This is a genomic window from Paenibacillus sp. EB106-05-06-XG162 (genome assembly GCF_058791655.1).
Genome location: NZ_JBYTDT010000004.1, coordinates 157833 through 174573, shown reverse-complemented (window position 1 = coordinate 174573; position 16741 = coordinate 157833). Strand labels below are relative to the sequence as shown.

At 44.6% G+C, this 16741-nt stretch carries 19 protein-coding genes; 15 read left to right on the top strand and 4 right to left on the bottom strand.

What is annotated here, in order from left to right; all coding sequences use genetic code 11:
• The first annotated feature begins 72 nt into the window (after positions 1–72).
• The 6 genes from AC3WU2_RS11970 to AC3WU2_RS11945 all read left to right on the top strand — a co-directional run bounded on the left by AC3WU2_RS11970 (position 73) and on the right by AC3WU2_RS11945 (position 5798).
• Complete coding sequence (locus tag AC3WU2_RS11970) at positions 73–531, top strand: hypothetical protein (RefSeq protein WP_018755140.1); 459 nt, start codon at positions 73–75, stop codon at positions 529–531.
• Between the two features lie 8 nt (positions 532–539).
• Positions 540–989 carry a transcriptional regulator AhrC/ArgR gene (gene ahrC / locus AC3WU2_RS11965; protein ID WP_018755141.1) on the top strand — a complete coding sequence of 150 codons (450 nt, stop codon included), beginning with the start codon at positions 540–542 and terminating at the stop codon, positions 987–989.
• A 24-nt stretch (positions 990–1013) separates the two neighbouring features.
• On the top strand, positions 1014–2735 hold the full coding sequence (recN, locus tag AC3WU2_RS11960) for a DNA repair protein RecN (protein WP_379348367.1): 1722 nt from the start codon (positions 1014–1016) through the stop codon (positions 2733–2735).
• 107 nt (positions 2736–2842) lie between these two features.
• Positions 2843–4171, top strand: a complete 1329-nt coding sequence (gene spoIVB, locus AC3WU2_RS11955) for a SpoIVB peptidase (RefSeq protein WP_018755143.1) — start codon at positions 2843–2845, stop codon at positions 4169–4171.
• 193 nt (positions 4172–4364) lie between these two features.
• On the top strand, positions 4365–5186 hold the full coding sequence (spo0A, locus tag AC3WU2_RS11950; RefSeq protein ID WP_018755144.1) for a sporulation transcription factor Spo0A: 822 nt from the start codon (positions 4365–4367) through the stop codon (positions 5184–5186).
• 183 nt (positions 5187–5369) lie between these two features.
• Positions 5370–5798, top strand: a complete 429-nt coding sequence (locus tag AC3WU2_RS11945) for a hypothetical protein (RefSeq protein WP_492454329.1) — start codon at positions 5370–5372, stop codon at positions 5796–5798.
• 61 nt (positions 5799–5859) lie between these two features.
• On the opposite strand, the gene AC3WU2_RS11940 is transcribed toward AC3WU2_RS11945, so the two are convergent.
• On the bottom strand, positions 5860–6030 hold the full coding sequence (locus tag AC3WU2_RS11940) for a hypothetical protein (RefSeq protein WP_018755222.1): 171 nt from the start codon (positions 6028–6030) through the stop codon (positions 5860–5862).
• Positions 6031–6456: 426 nt separating this feature from the next.
• Here AC3WU2_RS11940 and AC3WU2_RS11935 point away from each other — a divergent pair, with 426 nt between their 5' ends.
• The 3 genes from AC3WU2_RS11935 (at position 6457) to AC3WU2_RS11925 (ending at position 8859) form a co-directional block, all read left to right on the top strand.
• Entirely contained in the window at positions 6457–7551 is a 1095-nt protein-coding gene (locus AC3WU2_RS11935; protein ID WP_492454327.1) for a C40 family peptidase, read from the top strand.
• 125 nt (positions 7552–7676) lie between these two features.
• On the top strand, positions 7677–8078 hold the full coding sequence (locus AC3WU2_RS11930; RefSeq protein ID WP_492454325.1) for a hypothetical protein: 402 nt from the start codon (positions 7677–7679) through the stop codon (positions 8076–8078).
• 235 nt (positions 8079–8313) lie between these two features.
• Complete coding sequence (locus AC3WU2_RS11925; RefSeq protein WP_492454323.1) at positions 8314–8859, top strand: DUF4352 domain-containing protein; 546 nt, start codon at positions 8314–8316, stop codon at positions 8857–8859.
• 65 nt (positions 8860–8924) lie between these two features.
• Here AC3WU2_RS11925 and AC3WU2_RS11920 read toward each other — a convergent pair whose 3' ends face one another.
• Positions 8925–9209, bottom strand: coding sequence for a DUF2627 domain-containing protein (locus tag AC3WU2_RS11920; RefSeq protein WP_018755225.1), 285 nt, complete (start codon positions 9207–9209; stop codon positions 8925–8927).
• 164 nt (positions 9210–9373) lie between these two features.
• On the opposite strand from AC3WU2_RS11920, the gene lpdA reads away from it, so the two are divergent.
• The 5 genes from lpdA to lipB all read left to right on the top strand — a co-directional run bounded on the left by lpdA (position 9374) and on the right by lipB (position 15120).
• On the top strand, positions 9374–10795 hold the full coding sequence (gene lpdA / locus AC3WU2_RS11915) for a dihydrolipoyl dehydrogenase (RefSeq protein ID WP_492454320.1): 1422 nt from the start codon (positions 9374–9376) through the stop codon (positions 10793–10795).
• A gap of 159 nt (positions 10796–10954) precedes the next feature.
• Positions 10955–11941, top strand: coding sequence for a thiamine pyrophosphate-dependent dehydrogenase E1 component subunit alpha (locus AC3WU2_RS11910; protein WP_492454708.1), 987 nt, complete (start codon positions 10955–10957; stop codon positions 11939–11941).
• Positions 11941–12924 carry an alpha-ketoacid dehydrogenase subunit beta gene (locus tag AC3WU2_RS11905; RefSeq protein WP_492454318.1) on the top strand — a complete coding sequence of 328 codons (984 nt, stop codon included), beginning with the start codon at positions 11941–11943 and terminating at the stop codon, positions 12922–12924. Before AC3WU2_RS11910 ends, AC3WU2_RS11905 begins: the two co-directional genes overlap by 1 nt.
• Before the next feature lie 176 nt (positions 12925–13100).
• On the top strand, positions 13101–14411 hold the full coding sequence (locus tag AC3WU2_RS11900; RefSeq protein WP_492454316.1) for a dihydrolipoamide acetyltransferase family protein: 1311 nt from the start codon (positions 13101–13103) through the stop codon (positions 14409–14411).
• Between the two features lie 31 nt (positions 14412–14442).
• Entirely contained in the window at positions 14443–15120 is a 678-nt protein-coding gene (lipB, locus tag AC3WU2_RS11895) for a lipoyl(octanoyl) transferase LipB (protein ID WP_492454314.1), read from the top strand.
• On the opposite strand, the gene prli42 is transcribed toward lipB, so the two are convergent.
• Positions 15121–15222, bottom strand: a complete 102-nt coding sequence (prli42, locus tag AC3WU2_RS11890) for a stressosome-associated protein Prli42 (RefSeq protein WP_018755231.1) — start codon at positions 15220–15222, stop codon at positions 15121–15123.
• A 91-nt stretch (positions 15223–15313) separates the two neighbouring features.
• Here prli42 and AC3WU2_RS11885 point away from each other — a divergent pair, with 91 nt between their 5' ends.
• The gene (locus AC3WU2_RS11885) at positions 15314–16438 is read left to right on the top strand and encodes a M20/M25/M40 family metallo-hydrolase (RefSeq protein ID WP_492454312.1); all 1125 of its coding nucleotides are present in this window, start codon (positions 15314–15316) and stop codon (positions 16436–16438) included.
• A 41-nt stretch (positions 16439–16479) separates the two neighbouring features.
• Here the strand turns inward: AC3WU2_RS11885 and mciZ are convergent, their stop codons facing one another.
• Complete coding sequence (gene mciZ / locus AC3WU2_RS11880; protein ID WP_492454310.1) at positions 16480–16641, bottom strand: Z-ring formation inhibitor MciZ; 162 nt, start codon at positions 16639–16641, stop codon at positions 16480–16482.
• Positions 16642–16741 lie beyond the last annotated feature (100 nt).

Sequence of the window (16741 nt, the reverse complement as noted above, 5' to 3'; positions counted from 1 at the left end):
AAAGGCCCAATCCTCCTCGAAAAAAAAGGAAATCGATCCGTAGCCTCGAATATATTCTCGAGGTGATTCGTAATGGGACACAGTGATGAAATTGTCATGGTCGGTATCGTGGTAATCGCTGTATTATGGGCTTATTTTGGACTTAGAAGATGGCTGCATTCCCCACTTCGTACGAACTACTCAAGCGTGCCAATCCATACCGAAATGAATGAGAACACCGTCGCATTCCAATTGATGGAACAGGATGGTTATGAGATCATCGGTGGTAAGGTTCGAATCCCATTTTATTTTCTTGTGAATGATATACAATTAGATAGCCGGTTATTCGTGGATTACGTAGCGAGGCGAGATGGACAGACCTACATTGTAAAGGTTGCTCGCGATCGTAAACCCATCGAGTGGACAGCCAGCAGCGTGAGAGATCGGCTGTTGCCTTATTTTCTGCTGTACAGTGATATTGATGGGATTCTATATGTAGATGAGAAGGAACAGCAATTACAACAAATTCATTTTCAACTTGAAGAAGAGTGAGGGATTTTATGAAGGGAAATCGTCATATCAAAATTCGTGAAATTATAACGAACCGAGAAATTGAGACGCAGGACGATTTGGTCGAGGCATTACGGTCTTCGGGATTTCATGTGACACAAGCGACGGTATCTAGAGATATGAAAGAATTGCATTTGATTAAAGTACCGATGGATGATGGGCGGTATAAATATTCATTGCCAACAGATCAACGCTTCAATCCGGTACAGAAACTAAAGCGGGCGCTCGTCGACAACTTTGTACATATTGATTCGACGAATAACCTGATCGTTATGAAGTGTTTACCAGGAACAGCGAACTCGATTGCCGTTCTTATGGACAATCTTGAATGGACTGAGATTATGGGGACGATTTGTGGGGATGACACGATGTTGATCATTTGTCGCACGAAAGAAGATAGTGATAAGATCGTCGGGCAAATCATGTCCTTTATTTCATAATTTTCTTAAGTTGGGGGTGGCCGGATGTTAGCGGCTGTATCAATACGAAATCTTGCGGTGGTCGAGGCGGTGACCGTCTCTTTTCATAACGGGTTTCATGTACTGACAGGGGAGACCGGTGCAGGTAAATCGATCATCATTGATGCGTTAAGTTTAGTCATCGGCGGACGTGGTTCAGCAGATTTGGTGCGGTATGGGTGTGATAAGGCCGAAGTTGAGGCGCTGTTCGAACTGCCTCCCGATCATCCGGTATGGTCCGTGATGGCGAATCTAGGCATCATGGCGTCAGCTGAGGAGCATTTGGTGATTCGTCGTGAGCTCAGCTCGCAAGGAAAGAGCATGAGCCGCATTAATGGACAGCTGGTGAATTTATCGATGCTGCGAGAGATAGGTGAGCATTTGGTGAATATTCATGGTCAGCATGAACATCAATCGCTCCTGAAGGTCGATAAGCATTTATCTTTGCTGGATACGTTCGGTGAAGCGACCATCGGACCTGTGAAGGATGCGTATCAGCAGGTCTATGCTCGTCATTCTAAGTTACGTAGAGAGCTGCAGGAGCTCGAGGATTCCAGCCAAAAGGCCTATCAGATGCTTGATCTATATCGGTTCCAGATCGAAGAAATATCGAATGCTGGACTCAAGATCGGTGAAGATGAATTGTTAGCGGAGGAAAAACGCAAGCTTGCGAATGCGGAACGGATGATGGATTCCGTAAACGACGCCTATGGACAAGTCTATGGTAATAAAGGTTTGGATGCACTCGGTAAGGCTGTCTCCAAATTAGAGGATATTATGGCCTTCGATTCACAGCGGCTTGGACCGATTGTGGAGCAGCTCCAGTCCGCCTTTTATCAAATTGAGGATGTCGCCTTTCAACTGCGGGATTATCGTGAAGAGATCGAATTCAACCCTGTACGGCTTGAAGAAGTGGAGCAGCGTCTGGATCTGATCTCATCTTTCCGTCGGAAATATGGCGACAATGTGGAAGAGATCTTGAACTATCTGGAACGAATCCGTAAAGAAACGGACATGATTGAGAATAAAGATGAAATGATCCAGAAACTGCAGCAGCAAGTGGATCAAGAATTTGTACAGCTTGTTAAGCTTGCAGGACAGCTTAGCGGGCTTCGTAAGCAATGTGCTGAACAATTAGCCTCTGAGATGGAAGCGGAGCTCAAGAGCCTCCAGATGGAGCGTACGCGGCTTGAGGTTAAATTGGAACGAATGGAAGCCCCTGACGGTCTTGATGTCGATGGGGTACCTGTAAGATTTACGAAACATGGATATGATTCGGCGGAGTTCCTGATTTCTCCGAACCCTGGAGAACCTTTGCGTTCATTACATAAAATTGCGTCAGGTGGGGAATTGTCCCGGATGATGCTTGCGTTGAAATCGATTTTTGCCACGATTGATCGTGTTCCTGTCTTGGTATTCGACGAAGTGGATACAGGAGTTAGTGGTCGCGCTGCACAATCGATCGCTGAGAAAATGTCATCTTTATCCCGTCAGTGTCAAGTATTCTCGATTACACATTTGCCACAGGTGGCTTGTATGGCAGATCATCATTATTTAATTCAGAAGAATGTCGTTGAAGGGCGCACCATGACACAGGTTGAAGAACTTGTGGAAGAGGGTCGGATCAAGGAGTTGGCACGGATGCTCGGCGGCGTGGAAATCACCGAAAAAACGCTGCATCACGCACAAGAAATGTTAATTTTAGCGGATACAAGGAAAGCGGTCTAGGAATCATTTGCAGTAATAAAACGCTCTAGCCAAGGTTATCTTAAAGGTACGCAATTGGCGACAACCTTTCTCGTCAAGCGATAGAAGGAAAGGGAGCGTGTGACACCTTGAACTCCAAGCAGAGCAAAAGATTTCTTGGTCTTTTACTTGTCTTCTTCGTTTGTATGCTTAGTACAACGGCACCTTTTCAGTATTTCTCGACGTTCCCGAGTGAAATTAGGTTATTCTCGGGACAGCAAAAGGAACTTCGGCTGAATATGCCGGTAATGGCCCAGGCGGTGATTGATCACCCCGATATCATTTCGGTCAATGGAACAGCACAGCCATCTTTGAACGTCTCCCTGAGGGAGCCAATTCGTCTGAAGACACAGCAAAGCGGTCAAGCGGAATTAAAGCTTCGCTTATTTGGCAAGATTCCACTGAAGACCGTTAAAGTGAATGTTGTGCCTGATTTGAAGGTCATTCCTGGCGGGCAGACGATTGGTGTCAAAGTAAAATCAGCCGGTATTCTGGTTGTCGGGCATCATCTGGTTGCTGTGAATGGTCAGCGTAAAGTGTCTCCCGGTGAGGATGCAAACATTCAAATGGGTGATTTGATTACTCGAATGAATGGGAAATTCCTGAATGATGTCACCAAAGTAGCACCTGTTGTCACTGCTGCTGGGGAATCCAAACAACCGATTGAGCTGACGATTAAGCGGAATCAGTCCGAGTTTACAACCCAATTAACACCCGCTTATGATGTAGAAGAGAAGACATGGCGTCTTGGACTCTATATCCGGGACTCTGCAGCTGGTGTTGGAACGCTGACGTTTTATGCTCCTGATCAAGGTGTATTCGGTGCATTAGGGCATGTCATCACTGACATGGATACGCAGACACCGATTGTTGTTGGCGACGGAGAAATTGTTCAGTCGAACGTCACTTCCATTTCTAAGAGCCAGAATGGGGAACCCGGTGAGAAAAAAGCTTATTTCCTCAAAGAGAGTAAAGTTCTTGGGAATGTCGAGCGAAATACGCATTTCGGTATTTTTGGCAAAATGAAAGAAAATCCTGATCACAGCTTATTTAAGGAAGGAATTCCGGTTGCTTTTGCAGAGGATGTGAAAATCGGTCCTGCCCAGATCCTTACCGTTATTGACGGTCAGCAGGTAGAACGCTTTGATATCGAAATTGCGCACGTCACACATCAGTCGAGTCCTGCGACCAAAGGGATGGTTATCCGAATTACTGACCCACGTTTAATTGATAAGACAGGTGGGATCGTACAAGGCATGAGCGGTAGTCCGATTATTCAAAATGGGAAGCTGATCGGTGCCGTAACACATGTATTTGTAAATGATCCGAAATCCGGCTATGGATGCTTTATTGAATGGATGCTGCAGGACGCAGGTGTGATGCTGAGATCCTCGAACACAAATCTTAAGGCGAGCTAGCAGCCTTAAGATTTTTTGTCGAATTGAAACGAACGTTGTTGTGAAATGTAGCAAAATAATTATTATAAAATATATTGTGAAAAAAATAAAGAAAATAATTATTCGACAGAAGGAATTTAATGGTGTATGTCGAATTTCTATTCTCGGACAGGTAAAAAAGAAAATTTTACTAGGAATTAAGGGAGGATATCGTGTGCAAAAGATTGAGGTATTGTTAGCAGACGACAACCGGGAGTTTACAAACTTATTGGCAGAGTATTTTTCGGAGCAAGGAGATATGAGCGTAGCAGGTATTGCTTATAATGGGGAGGAAGTATTACGTATCATTGAAGAATCCCGTCAAGTGCCAGATGTGATTATCCTGGATATCATTATGCCACATTTGGATGGACTAGGTGTTCTAGAACGGTTACGTGAGATGAATTTGAGCCCGCAGCCGAAAGTGATTATGCTGACCGCATTTGGACAAGAAAATATTACACAGCGCGCTGTTCAGCTTGGAGCTTCCTATTACATACTAAAACCATTTGATCTGGAAATTCTTGCGAATCGTGTTCGTCAATTGGTGGGTACACAAAGCCTTAGTTCGTCTTCCGGCAGTATGTCAATCTCGAATACCGTGAAGTCGTCGAGCAATGTAGTACCAATCGCCAAAGGCGGTAAGAACTTAGACGCGAATATCACATCCATTATTCATGAAATTGGTGTACCTGCCCACATCAAAGGATATCAATACTTGCGCGAAGCGATTACTATGGTCTACAATAACATCGAAATTCTTGGTGCTATTACGAAGACTTTGTATCCGGCGATCGCCGAGAAATTCAAAACGACACCATCACGTGTCGAGCGTGCGATCCGTCATGCGATTGAAGTGGCATGGACGCGTGGCAACATCGACAGCATCTCTTACTTGTTCGGCTACACAATCAACATCTCGAAGTCGAAGCCTACCAACAGTGAATTCATTGCGATGGTGGCGGATAAGCTGCGGATTGAGCATAAGGTGAGCTAAAAGTGAAATAGTAGAAAATAAAAAGGCTGCAATTCGCAGCCTTTTTTTGCATTATCAGAAGCATGTACATATAATGTTCAATAGCATGATGTTTGTTGGATTTTCCGTTAAATATCATGTATCATGGCAGTTAAAATAGCATTTACATGCTCCATCATAATGTACATAGGGAGAGTATTTGAAATGGAACATCATGAACAGAACATTGATCAGAGACTAACGAATCTCACTCGTCAAATAAATGCTTTAGATGAGAAATTAAATGTGATCTTGGAGTTTTGTTTGAAACAAAACGGTTATTCGCAGGAATTAAAAACGGATTTAAATGGTCTTAGGGAAGAGATGAAATCCATGAAGATGCTCTCGATCATGAATCATGAACCTAGAGCAGCTCATTCAAGTGTTGTATCTGTCGGTGGATTGACAGCAGAACCGATGATACTACAGCCTACAGCAGCAGTTCCCTCGCAACGTAAAGTATGTCCGGAATGCGGGGCTGTCGATCAAATGGAACAAATTAAGGACACCATCTATGATGAGCATGGGAATGTACTACGTACAGATGCTCCTGCGCTGGAATGCCAAATTTGTGGAGAGATAGTTCATCTTTAATGAATTGTATTTTCAAGTAGAAACCGTCCAGTACATGTACTAGACGGTTTTTGTGATGTACTTATTGTTGGTCTTCAGCAGATTGCGCAGCAGCCGAGGATTGATTTGTAAAAGCTTCAGCCGCTTCTTCCGCAGAGAACTCTGTATCGGATGTATTCGCAGCAGGCATTTTATTGAGTTCTGTGGATTGAACCTCCGCTTTTGAAGCTTGATTGTGAGAATTATTGTTCATGTTGACACCTCCTTCATTCCATAACAGCCATAGGTTTCCACGATTTGTGATTTTCATGCACGATAAGTGGAATTTTTATTATACCTTGTTACTAGATAGAGATTCCTATTTCGATCTTTTATTTACAATAATGTAATTTTTCATAACTTATTTAGAATCCAGCATCTACCATTCATTTACAAAAACAAGTGGTTTTAGTGACTATAGTCCTATTTTAAAAGTTACAAAAACGTAACTTATATGAATTTGGTCCGATAGTAGGTTTAGAAGACTACTGGTATAGTAAATAGAGTAATTGGAATTGAACTAAACAATTTGATAGTAAAAGTCAATATTGCAATATTTTGACAGTGTAATCACAAACACATCACATTCATAAGCGGTACTGTATTTCGCAGTATCGGACATCAGGGAGGATACTTAATCATGAAAAAGATGTTACTAGGCCTTATTATGTGCACTATGGCATTCCAAATGGGTGCAACGACAATCCGTGCAGCGAGCGCACCAGTCGCAAATCAGACAAGCTCTAATTTGGGACAAGGTTCAAACACAACGAACTTGCTAGTTGATGAAAGCGATCCGGATCTGCCTAACTTGGAAGAGGTATCGACATTTGCGGCGGCGTCATCTAAAGCAGTTCAGACAGCTGCCGGCGCAAAACTTGCAACAGTGAAAAATAAAGTGAATTTGCGAGTAGGACCTTCTACAGCAACAAGGGTGCTGCGCAATCTGCCAGCAGGTGAGAAAATAACAATACTGGGTCAAGCGAATGCAAGCTGGTACCATGCACAAGACAGTTCAGGTAATATCGGATACTTAAGCACCGCAGCGAAATATCTTAATATTACGGGAAATGCAGAGTCAGGCCGAATTGTCGCAAGAGTAAATTTAAGAACCCAACCATCGACGAATGGAGCAATTATTAAGAAATTAGAATCTGGCCATGTCGTAGGCATACTGAAGAAAGTCGATGCTAATTGGTTGCAAGTATGGGATGGAGAAGGTCAGGTTGGTTACATAAGCTCAAGCAGTAAATATATAGAAATTGGCGGTACGGTTGCTCCAACGCCGTCTTCGTCTAAAGTCGAGAAAGTCATTACTACAGGAAAGAAATATTTAGGTGTCCCTTACGAGTTCGGATCCGATCGTAATACGACTAAAACCTTTGATTGCTCTGATTTTGTCAGACAAGCCTATAAGGAAGCGTTAGGTATTGTATTACCATCGGATTCACGCAAGCAGGGTGCTTGGGTGAAGAGCAATTCAACAGCGAAGAAAAGTATTGCCTCATTGAAACGCGGAGATCTGATGTTCTTTATGTCCTATAAAGGTTCCAAAGCTTCTTATTACAATGGTGTGAATAAGAACACGGAACGGATTACTCATGTGGGAATCTACCTTGGAAATAATCAAATTTTGCACACGTATTCTACCAAATCAGGCGGTGTTCGTATCGATTCAATCCAGAATACAGCTTGGGAACATCGTTTCTTATTCGGCGGTAGTGTCGTTCAATAGAAGTGTATTGTGGAGAGCCCTCTGAACCAGAAATGGAATCAGAGGGCTTTTTATAGTTGGGAACCTCCTGTTGGAGGCAGAATACAATAGATGGAAGAAATGAACCGGAGGAGGTGAGGTGTACGATGGCATCAAGTCAACATCCCAATACGCAGAGAAATGATGTATTTAATCGAGATCATAAACACTTGCATGCCAATCAACGTCACCCTTATCTCGATTTATCGATACAGCAATGGGCTGTGATCATTGCGTTATTCTCAAATGCCCTGTTCATCGAATCTGTCATAGTCAACCGGAATAAAACGATTCAAGTGATTTTGGCAGGAGATTTCAGTAAAATGACGGGCGCATTCTCGCCGAATAATCTGACAGATGGTTCATTAGCGTTGTTCGAAGCCATAGAAGCGGCGGAAGAGGCAACTCATTCTCACATACAACACCACCCGCCGCACCGGGACGCGGTTGAAAAGAAAGATGTGTTCAAGTCGAAGAAAAAGAAAAAACGATCAGATAAGCATAGGTAGTAATTTGTTCATGTGAATTGCTTGATCCTGAATTATAGTGCAAACCAAAAAGTAATCGTAAAGAAGCGTCCAGTTCACAAAATTGGCGCTTTTTTGATATTGTTAAATACTTGGCTTGGATTTTTAGTTAAAGTAATTTTAAAGTTGAATTTTGGAAATAGAAGAAGGATTATGTAAAATAGTGTCGAAGTGATATAAGTCAAAGTTATATTTTCAGAAAATTGGGGGAATTAGTGTGAAAAAGTTACAAATTATGGTATTGGTATTATCAGCATTTTTAGTGTTCACAGCTTGTGGCAGTAAGGCGGATATCAAAAAGTCAGAAGACCAAGGAACAACAGCAACAACGACATCTACGGCAGATAAACCCGCTGAAGCTGAGAAAAAAGAAGAGAAGAAAGCTCCTGAATCATATAAAGTTGGAGATGCAGTTGATTTCAACAGCTTGACTGTTACTCTGAATGGAGTTAGAGAATCCGAAGGGAAATTGATTAAGCCTAAAGATGGAAAGAAATTCGTCGTTGTTGATGTAACTGTAGAAAATAAAGGAGATGCAGATAAAACAATTTCATCCCTTATTCAAACAGCAATGTCAGACGGTGACGGTTATAGTTATTCGATTGCGCTCTCAGACGATGAAAAAGCTAGTTTAAACGGAAATGTGGCTGCAGGGAAAAAGTTACGTGGAGAAGTTACATTTGAATTGCCAAAAGAAGCTAAAGAACTTGAATTTACCTTTAAAGGAGCACTTGAAAAAGGTTCAATTACTTGGAAATTGTAATTTAATTGAAAAAGAGCACTCTCTGACAATTGTTAGAGAGTGCTCTTTTTATTTCCCTATGGTAATTATCCCTGCGGTCTCGCCCGCTTCTTCTTAAATCGTGGTGCCACATAATTCCGTTTACGATCGCGATAGAATGTCCATCCTCCAATGAAGATGATGCCGAATGCGAAGAGGACAAGCCCACCAAGGAATGGAAGCCATGTAAAGTCCGGCGATATTCCTGTATTGCCATGTTCTGAGAAATAGCCGAATAAGGCATCTTTCATAAGAAGAAATCCGTAAGTCGCAGCAAGACCGGGGATTACGAGCAGCAGAATTGCGATAAATCTGGAGATCATTAGTTTCATAACTTGCCCTCACCCTGAAATTGAATATATTTCTATCATACAATGGTTGGGAAAGGTTGTCTAATGAAAGAAGCTTGCTTGGTAAACATCTCAAAACAAGGTACAATAGTCACAGGAAAACGAAGATGAAATGAATGTGTACATATCGGGAGGTTCGAGAAACGATGGCATTGAACTATGATGTAGCAGTACTTGGTGGCGGGATCGGCGGCTATACGGCGGCGATACGCGCAGCTCAACTCGGTAAGAAAGTGGCGATTATTGAGCAAGATTCACTTGGGGGCACCTGCCTTCATCGAGGCTGTATTCCGAGCAAGACTTTCCTGCGTAGTGCAGAGGTGTATGCAACACTTCAGGAACGTGAGCAATTTGGTATCTTTGCAGACAACATTTCCGTACAATTTGATAAAATACAGCAGCGCAAAGCAGGTATTATAAATCAACTTCATCGCGGCGTTATTTACTTGATGCAAAAAAATAAGATCGATGTTATCCAAGGAAAAGGGCGCGTAATCGGACCTTCGATCTTCTCACCGAAGAGCGGTGCAGTCGCTGTCGAATTGCAGGATGGGGAGATGGAGACGATTGTTTCCACGAATCTGATTATTGCGACGGGTTCACGTCCGCGCACACTACCCGGCATCGAGATTGATGGACAGTATGCAATGACAAGTGATGAAGCACTAGAAATGAAGGAATTGCCTAAATCGATCATCATCGTCGGTGGCGGCGTGATCGGGGCTGAATGGGCATCCCTTCTAAGCGATTTTGGTGTCGAGGTGACTGTAGTAGAAATGGCTGCCCATTTATTGCCGACGGAAGATCAAGAGTTAGGCAGTGAATTGCAGCGGTTACTGAAAAAACGTGGTGTTCGTGTGCTTACCGGAGCAACGCTTCATCCAGAGAGCTACAGCACAGAGAATGGACACGTCCATATTCAGGTGACAGTAAAAGGATCGCAAGAGACGCTCCAGGCTGAGAAGCTGCTCTTATCTGTCGGCAGACAAGCCAATATTCATCAAATCGGTCTGGAAAATACAGACATTAAAGTGGATCGCGGCGTCATCGTTGTGAACGAATATATGCAGACGACAGAACCACATATCTATGCCATTGGCGATGTCATTGGCGGGCTTCAACTCGCTCATGCCGCAGCGCACGAAGGGATTGTTGCAGCGGAACGCATCGCAGGTCTCCATCCGCACATGGCAGAGCCGCATCTTGTACCGCGTTGTATCTATACACGTCCTGAAGTGGCGAGTGTAGGGTGGACGGAGAAGCAGGCGACAGAGCAAGGAAGACAAGTGAAGGTGGCGAAAGTCTCCTATAAATCCATCGGTAAGGCGCTTGTCTATGGAGATAATAATGGATTCGTGAAAGTGATTGCGGATCAAGAAACGAATGATATTCTGGGTGTCCATATGATTGGTCCTCATGTAACCGATCAAATCTCGGAAGCTGTACTCGCGCAGATTCTCGATGCAACGCCGTGGGAAGTGGGGCAATCCATCCATCCGCATCCGACTTTATCAGAAATTATGGGTGAAGCCATGCTTGCAATTGATGGAAAAGCGACAGGGATCTAGGCATGTCTGGATTAAAGAACATTTTCTTTTTTTCTGAAAAGGGATTATAATATGTTTATCTCCTAGTCTTAGTACCAGGTTATAAAACCAAACGGGAAGAAAAAGGATGGTGTTTACGTGAATTCAGAAACTTCCGTACAACAACAATCGAAGCATGAAATGCTCGGACTTAGTCATCAACAAGTCATTGACATGTACAAATATATGCGTATGGCCAGAATGTACGATGAACGCTGTCTCGTACTGCAACGTGCGGGGAAAATTAATTTCCACGTGTCAGGGATCGGTCAAGAAGCAGCGCAAGTGGCTGCAGCCTTCGCTTTGGATCGCGAGAAAGATTATTTCCTTCCATACTACCGGGATTATGGATTCGTACTCGCCGTTGGCATGACCTTGAGAGAATTAATGCTCTCGCTCTTCGCCAAAGCGGAAGATCCGAATAGTGGCGGCCGTCAAATGCCAGGCCATTTTGGAAGCAAACGTCTTCGGATTGTTACGGGTTCAAGTCCAGTAACAACACAAGTGCCGCATGCGGTAGGTATTGCACTCGCAGCGAAGATGAAGAAGAAAGATCATGTCTCATTCGTTACATTCGGTGAGGGATCCAGCAACCAAGGGGATTTCCATGAAGGTTGTAACTTCGCGGGTGTTCATAAATTACCTGTCATTTTTATGTGTGAGAACAATCAATATGCCATTTCGGTGCCGGTACATAAACAGTTGGCTGGCAAAGTGAGTGACCGTGCGCTTGGTTATGGGTTTCCAGGTATTCAAGTTGACGGGAATGATGTGCTTGAAGTATATCGTGTCATGAAGGAAGCTCGTGAACGTGCTATTGCCGGTGAGGGTCCAACGTTAATTGAAGCGATGATGTATCGTTTGTCTCCGCACTCTACGTCAGACAATGATCTTGCTTATCGTACAAAAGAAGAAGTCGATGAGAACTGGAAAAAAGACGGTGTCGTCCAATTCCAAAAATATTTGATGGCATGCGGAATCTGGTCTGAAGAGCAAGAAGTAGAGCTGGCAGCGTTGATTGCCAAGCAGATCAAAGAAGCAACGGAATATGCCGATCAAGCACCATTCCCGAAACCGGAAGATACGCTGCTTCACGTGTATGCTGAAGATGGAGAGGTGAATGCATAATGCCGGTCATGGAATATATTGATGCGATTCGTCTAGCGATGCGAGAAGAGATGGAGCGCGATGAAGATGTGTTCGTTCTTGGGGAAGACGTTGGTACGAAAGGCGGCGTGTTCACAACGACGAAAGGTCTGATGGAACAGTTCGGGGAAGCTAGAGCACTTGATACACCGCTAGCCGAATCTGCGATCGCGGGTGTTGCGATTGGAGCGGCGATGGTCGGCATGAAGCCGATTGCTGAGATGCAATACTCTGATTTCATGTTCCCTGCAACGAATCAGATTATTAGTGAAGCAGCCAAAATACGCTACCGTTCGAATAACGATTGGACATGTCCTGTCGTGATTCGTGCGCCAATTGGCGGGGGGATTTTTGGCGGTCTATACCATTCGCAGTGTCCTGAATCGGTATTCTTAGGGACCCCAGGTCTGAAGATCGTTGCGCCATACTCCGCGTATGATGCGAAAGGTCTGCTCAAAGCAGCGGTTCGTGACCCGGATCCAGTTATTTTCTTCGAGAATAAGAAATGTTATAAACTGATTACGGGCGATGTTCCTGCGGACGATTATGTGGTGCCAATTGGCACAGCAAATGTACTTCGTGAAGGAACAGACATTACAGTCATCAGCTACAGTCTTCCGCTTCATTTTGCCATGCAGGCTGCTGAAGAGCTTGCGAAGGAAGGCATTAGCTCTCATATTCTAGATCTGCGTACGATCCAACCGCTGGATAAGGAAGCGATTCTAGAAGCCGCGAGGAAGACGGGCAAAGTGCTCATTATTCACGAGGATAACAAAACAGGCGGAGTCGGGGCCGAGGTGTCCGCGATTATTGCCGAGGAAATGCTCTTCGAGCTTGATGCGCCAATTATGCGCCTATGCGGGCCAGATGTACCTGCGATGCCAATTAGTCCGCCAATGGAACGGTTCTTCATGCTCAATAAAGATAAAGTTCAAGAGGCAATGCGTAAGCTGGCATTATTCTAACCACAAATAAAATTGATTCGTTTCGCAGCAAACGGAACATTCAAATTCTATTTGGCGATAAAACCTACCTCTAAACGCGGTCGCTCATCCTTGGAGTGCCCCGAATTGGAGGTTTTCTCATGGTTCAATCGTTGCCTCTGGGTGACGTATATTGAAAAAGTTCAGGAGATGAGAGTATGTCAAAACCTACTACATTCGTGGAGATCACGATGCCGCAGTTCGCTGAATCGCTCGTATCAGCGACGATTGGAAAGTGGTTGAAGCAGCCTGGAGATCCGGTGGAGCAATATGAGCCCCTCTGTGATGTCATTACCGATAAAGTAAACGCTGAACTACCATCGACGGTTGAAGGGGTTCTGCGTGAAATTCTCGTGGAAGCTGGAGAGACTGTCGATGTCGGCACAGTGATTGCATATGTTGAAGTTGCAGGTACAGGAGCTAATACAGCACCGGAAGCTTCTAGCAGTACGGTGGCAATTGAGGAGCCTGTATTACAAGGCGATCAGAGCATGAGACACCGCTACTCGCCAGCTGTACAACAGCTTGCAGGAGAACATGGTGTAGATCTGAATCAAGTGATCGGCACAGGTTTAGGCGGGCGCATTACACGCAAAGATGTACTGCAGTTCGTGGAACAAGGCCAATCGGCTGGCAAAAATCCAGCGTCGGAGCAAGCCGCACCTTCGAATCAAGGGGGATCAATCAACCCGGTCCGTCACTCCGGATTGCATTTGTCTGAATCTCCGCGTATTCCGAAGATTGAAGTGGAGAAACAACAAACGGTCGGAAACAACGAATATTTCATTGATGTTACGCCGATTCGTAATACGATTGCGCGCAATATGCGCCAAAGCGTAACAGAGATCCCACATGCTTGGACGACGATTGAGGTCGATGTGACGAATCTTGTGGTACTTCGTAACAAGTACAAAGATGAGTTCATGCGTCGTGAAGGCATTAACCTGACGTATCTCGCGTTCTTGCTCAAAGCTGTCGTCAATGCGATCAAAGACTATCCAATCATTAACTCCGTTTGGGCCGTTGACAAAATTATTGTGAAGAAGGATATTAACTTATCCCTTGCCGTCGGAACGGAAGATTCAGTACTTACGCCGGTAATTAAAAAAGCCGATACGCTGAATATCGCCGGACTTGCTCGTGAAGCTGATCGCCTTGCGAAGGCAACGCGTGCAGGTACTTTGAAGTTGGATGATTTGCAAGGCGGAACCTTTACCATTAACAATACCGGGTCCTTTGGCTCGATTCTCTCTTATCCGATCATTAACTATCCACAAGCGGCGATTCTTACGTTCGAGTCGATCGTCAAACGTCCTGTCGTCATTAATGACATGATTGCTATACGTTCGATGGCGAACCTCTGCTTGTCTCTAGACCATCGGATTCTAGACGGCGTCATCTGCGGCCGCTTCTTACAGCGCGTCAAAGAGAACATGGAAAGTTATGATCTCGATACTAAATTGTACTAAGTGTACTTTGGAAAGCGTGTGAAACAATAACATGAGTCAGACACTACAAGTCAATTACTATCCGATGATGGAATATGGCCAGGCTTGGGATATGCAGAAATCACTCGTCAAGCAAATCGATCGAGAAGAGGCTTCCTCTTCTCTGATCCTGCTCGAGCACCCACCGACCTATACCATTGGTTCACAGCGACATCCAGAACATCTGCTCTTGAATGAGGCTGAATTGCAGGAGAAGGGTATCTCGGTATTCGAAATTGATCGCGGTGGCGATATTACGTACCATGGCCCGGGTCAATTGGTGGGATATCCACTTGTCATTCTGGATGGGGAAAAACTAGATTTGCGCGGGTATTTAAGACACCTGGAGCAAGTCATTATTAATTATTTAGCGAAATATAATATTGAGGGCAGTCGTAAGCCTGATTATACAGGCGTGTGGGTTGGAGATACGAAAATAGCCGCGATCGGAGTCAAGTTCAATAAACGTAGACACCGGCGCGGCTTCGTGACGAGCCATGGATTTGCATTTAACATTAAATCGGGAATCCAGCATGAAGGATTCACCGGAATCGTTCCTTGCGGCATTCAGCAGTTCGGCGTGACCTCGCTTGAAGATATCACGAATTTGCCTTTTACCGTGGAGCAAGTGGCTTCCGAGATCATTCCATACTTCTTGGAAGAGTTCGGATTTGAGCTTGTCCAGCAATAATTAGGAGTATAAGAACGGCTCAATGACCATGAAGAGGGTTGATCCCACCATGGCTGCCAGCATGAGATAAACAACAACGCGAAACCATTTTTTTTGATTCATTAGGATGTATTCTCCTTTAACTAGAATTGAATGTGTAAGTTCTCGGGGTTGAGTTCTATTTTAACGCATGATGACGCGGGAGGGAAGTCCGATGGTACAACAAGAACGATTAGTACAGCAATTTATTAGCTTGGTTCAAGTTGATAGCGAGACGAAATACGAGCAGGAAATCTCCAAGGTGTTAAAACAGAAATTTACGGATCTCGGATTATCGTGGACGGAAGATGATGCAGCTGAGAAAACCGGTCATGGCGCAGGCAATTTGTTCGTGATGCTTCCGGCTACGGCAGGGCAAGAACATCTCCCAACGATTTTCTTCACATCGCACATGGATACCGTAACACCTGGCAAAGGGATTAAGCCAAGCATCGGAGAAGACGGCTACATACGCAGTGATGGCACAACTATTCTTGGTGCAGATGACAAAGCAGGTCTTGCTGCGATGTTCGAAGCGATTCAAGTGATGCAGGAGAACAACATTTCACATGGACCGATCCAATTCGTGATTACAGTCGGTGAGGAGTCCGGTTTATTCGGGGCTCGTTCGATGGATGCGAAGCATATGGTAGCGCAATACGGCTATGCACTCGATTCGAACGGTGAAATCGGCGGTATTGCAGTTGCTGCACCGACGCAAGCAAAGATTTTCATGAAAATTTACGGCAAGTCTGCACATGCGGGTGTGAACCCAGAGGATGGCGTAAGTGCAATCCAAGTGGCAAGCAAGGCAATTTCACGTATGAAATTAGGCCGAATTGATCATGAGACGACAGCGAATATTGGAAAGTTCGAAGGCGGCGGCGCAACGAATGTCGTGTGTGACTTCGTGCAGATTGACGCAGAAGCGCGCAGTATTGTCCAAGACAAAGTGGAGGCTCAAGTTGCTTCGATGAAAGAGGCCCTGGAGTCGGCTGCGGCAGATATGGGAGCACGCGCGGAATTTGAGCATGTCATTCTATACCCGGCGTACAAATACACGGAGCAAGACGAGGTTGTACAGCTTGCGATGAAGGCGATTCGGAATATTGGCAAGACGCCTCGAACATTCCATACTGGCGGTGGCAGCGATGCGAATATCTTTAATGGCTTCGGCATTCCGACCGTGAACTTGTCCGTTGGTTATGAAGATATTCACACAACCAAGGAACGAATCAAGGTGGAAGATATGGTTAGCTTGACGCAGTTAGTCATCGAAATCGTCAAACTCGTCGATTAATAAAATAAATTTTGTAAACTCCTTAGCGATGATGCTCATCGTTAAGGAGTTTTTGGATTTTTAGGCAATGAGGTACGGGATTGAAGAACGGCATGTAACGATGTCTGATCGGAGTGCCCCTTTCCCAGCTGGCGTAGATGATGGCGAATTTCCCATGCTTTACCGACCATTTGCAATTGTTCCTGAGCGATATAAATTTTCATCCGATCGTCCTCCTAAGGTTTAGGTCTTGGGCTTACAATTTGATATAATTCAGTCATATGAACATATGGGACAAGTTATGCAGCCCAATCCAAAAATCAG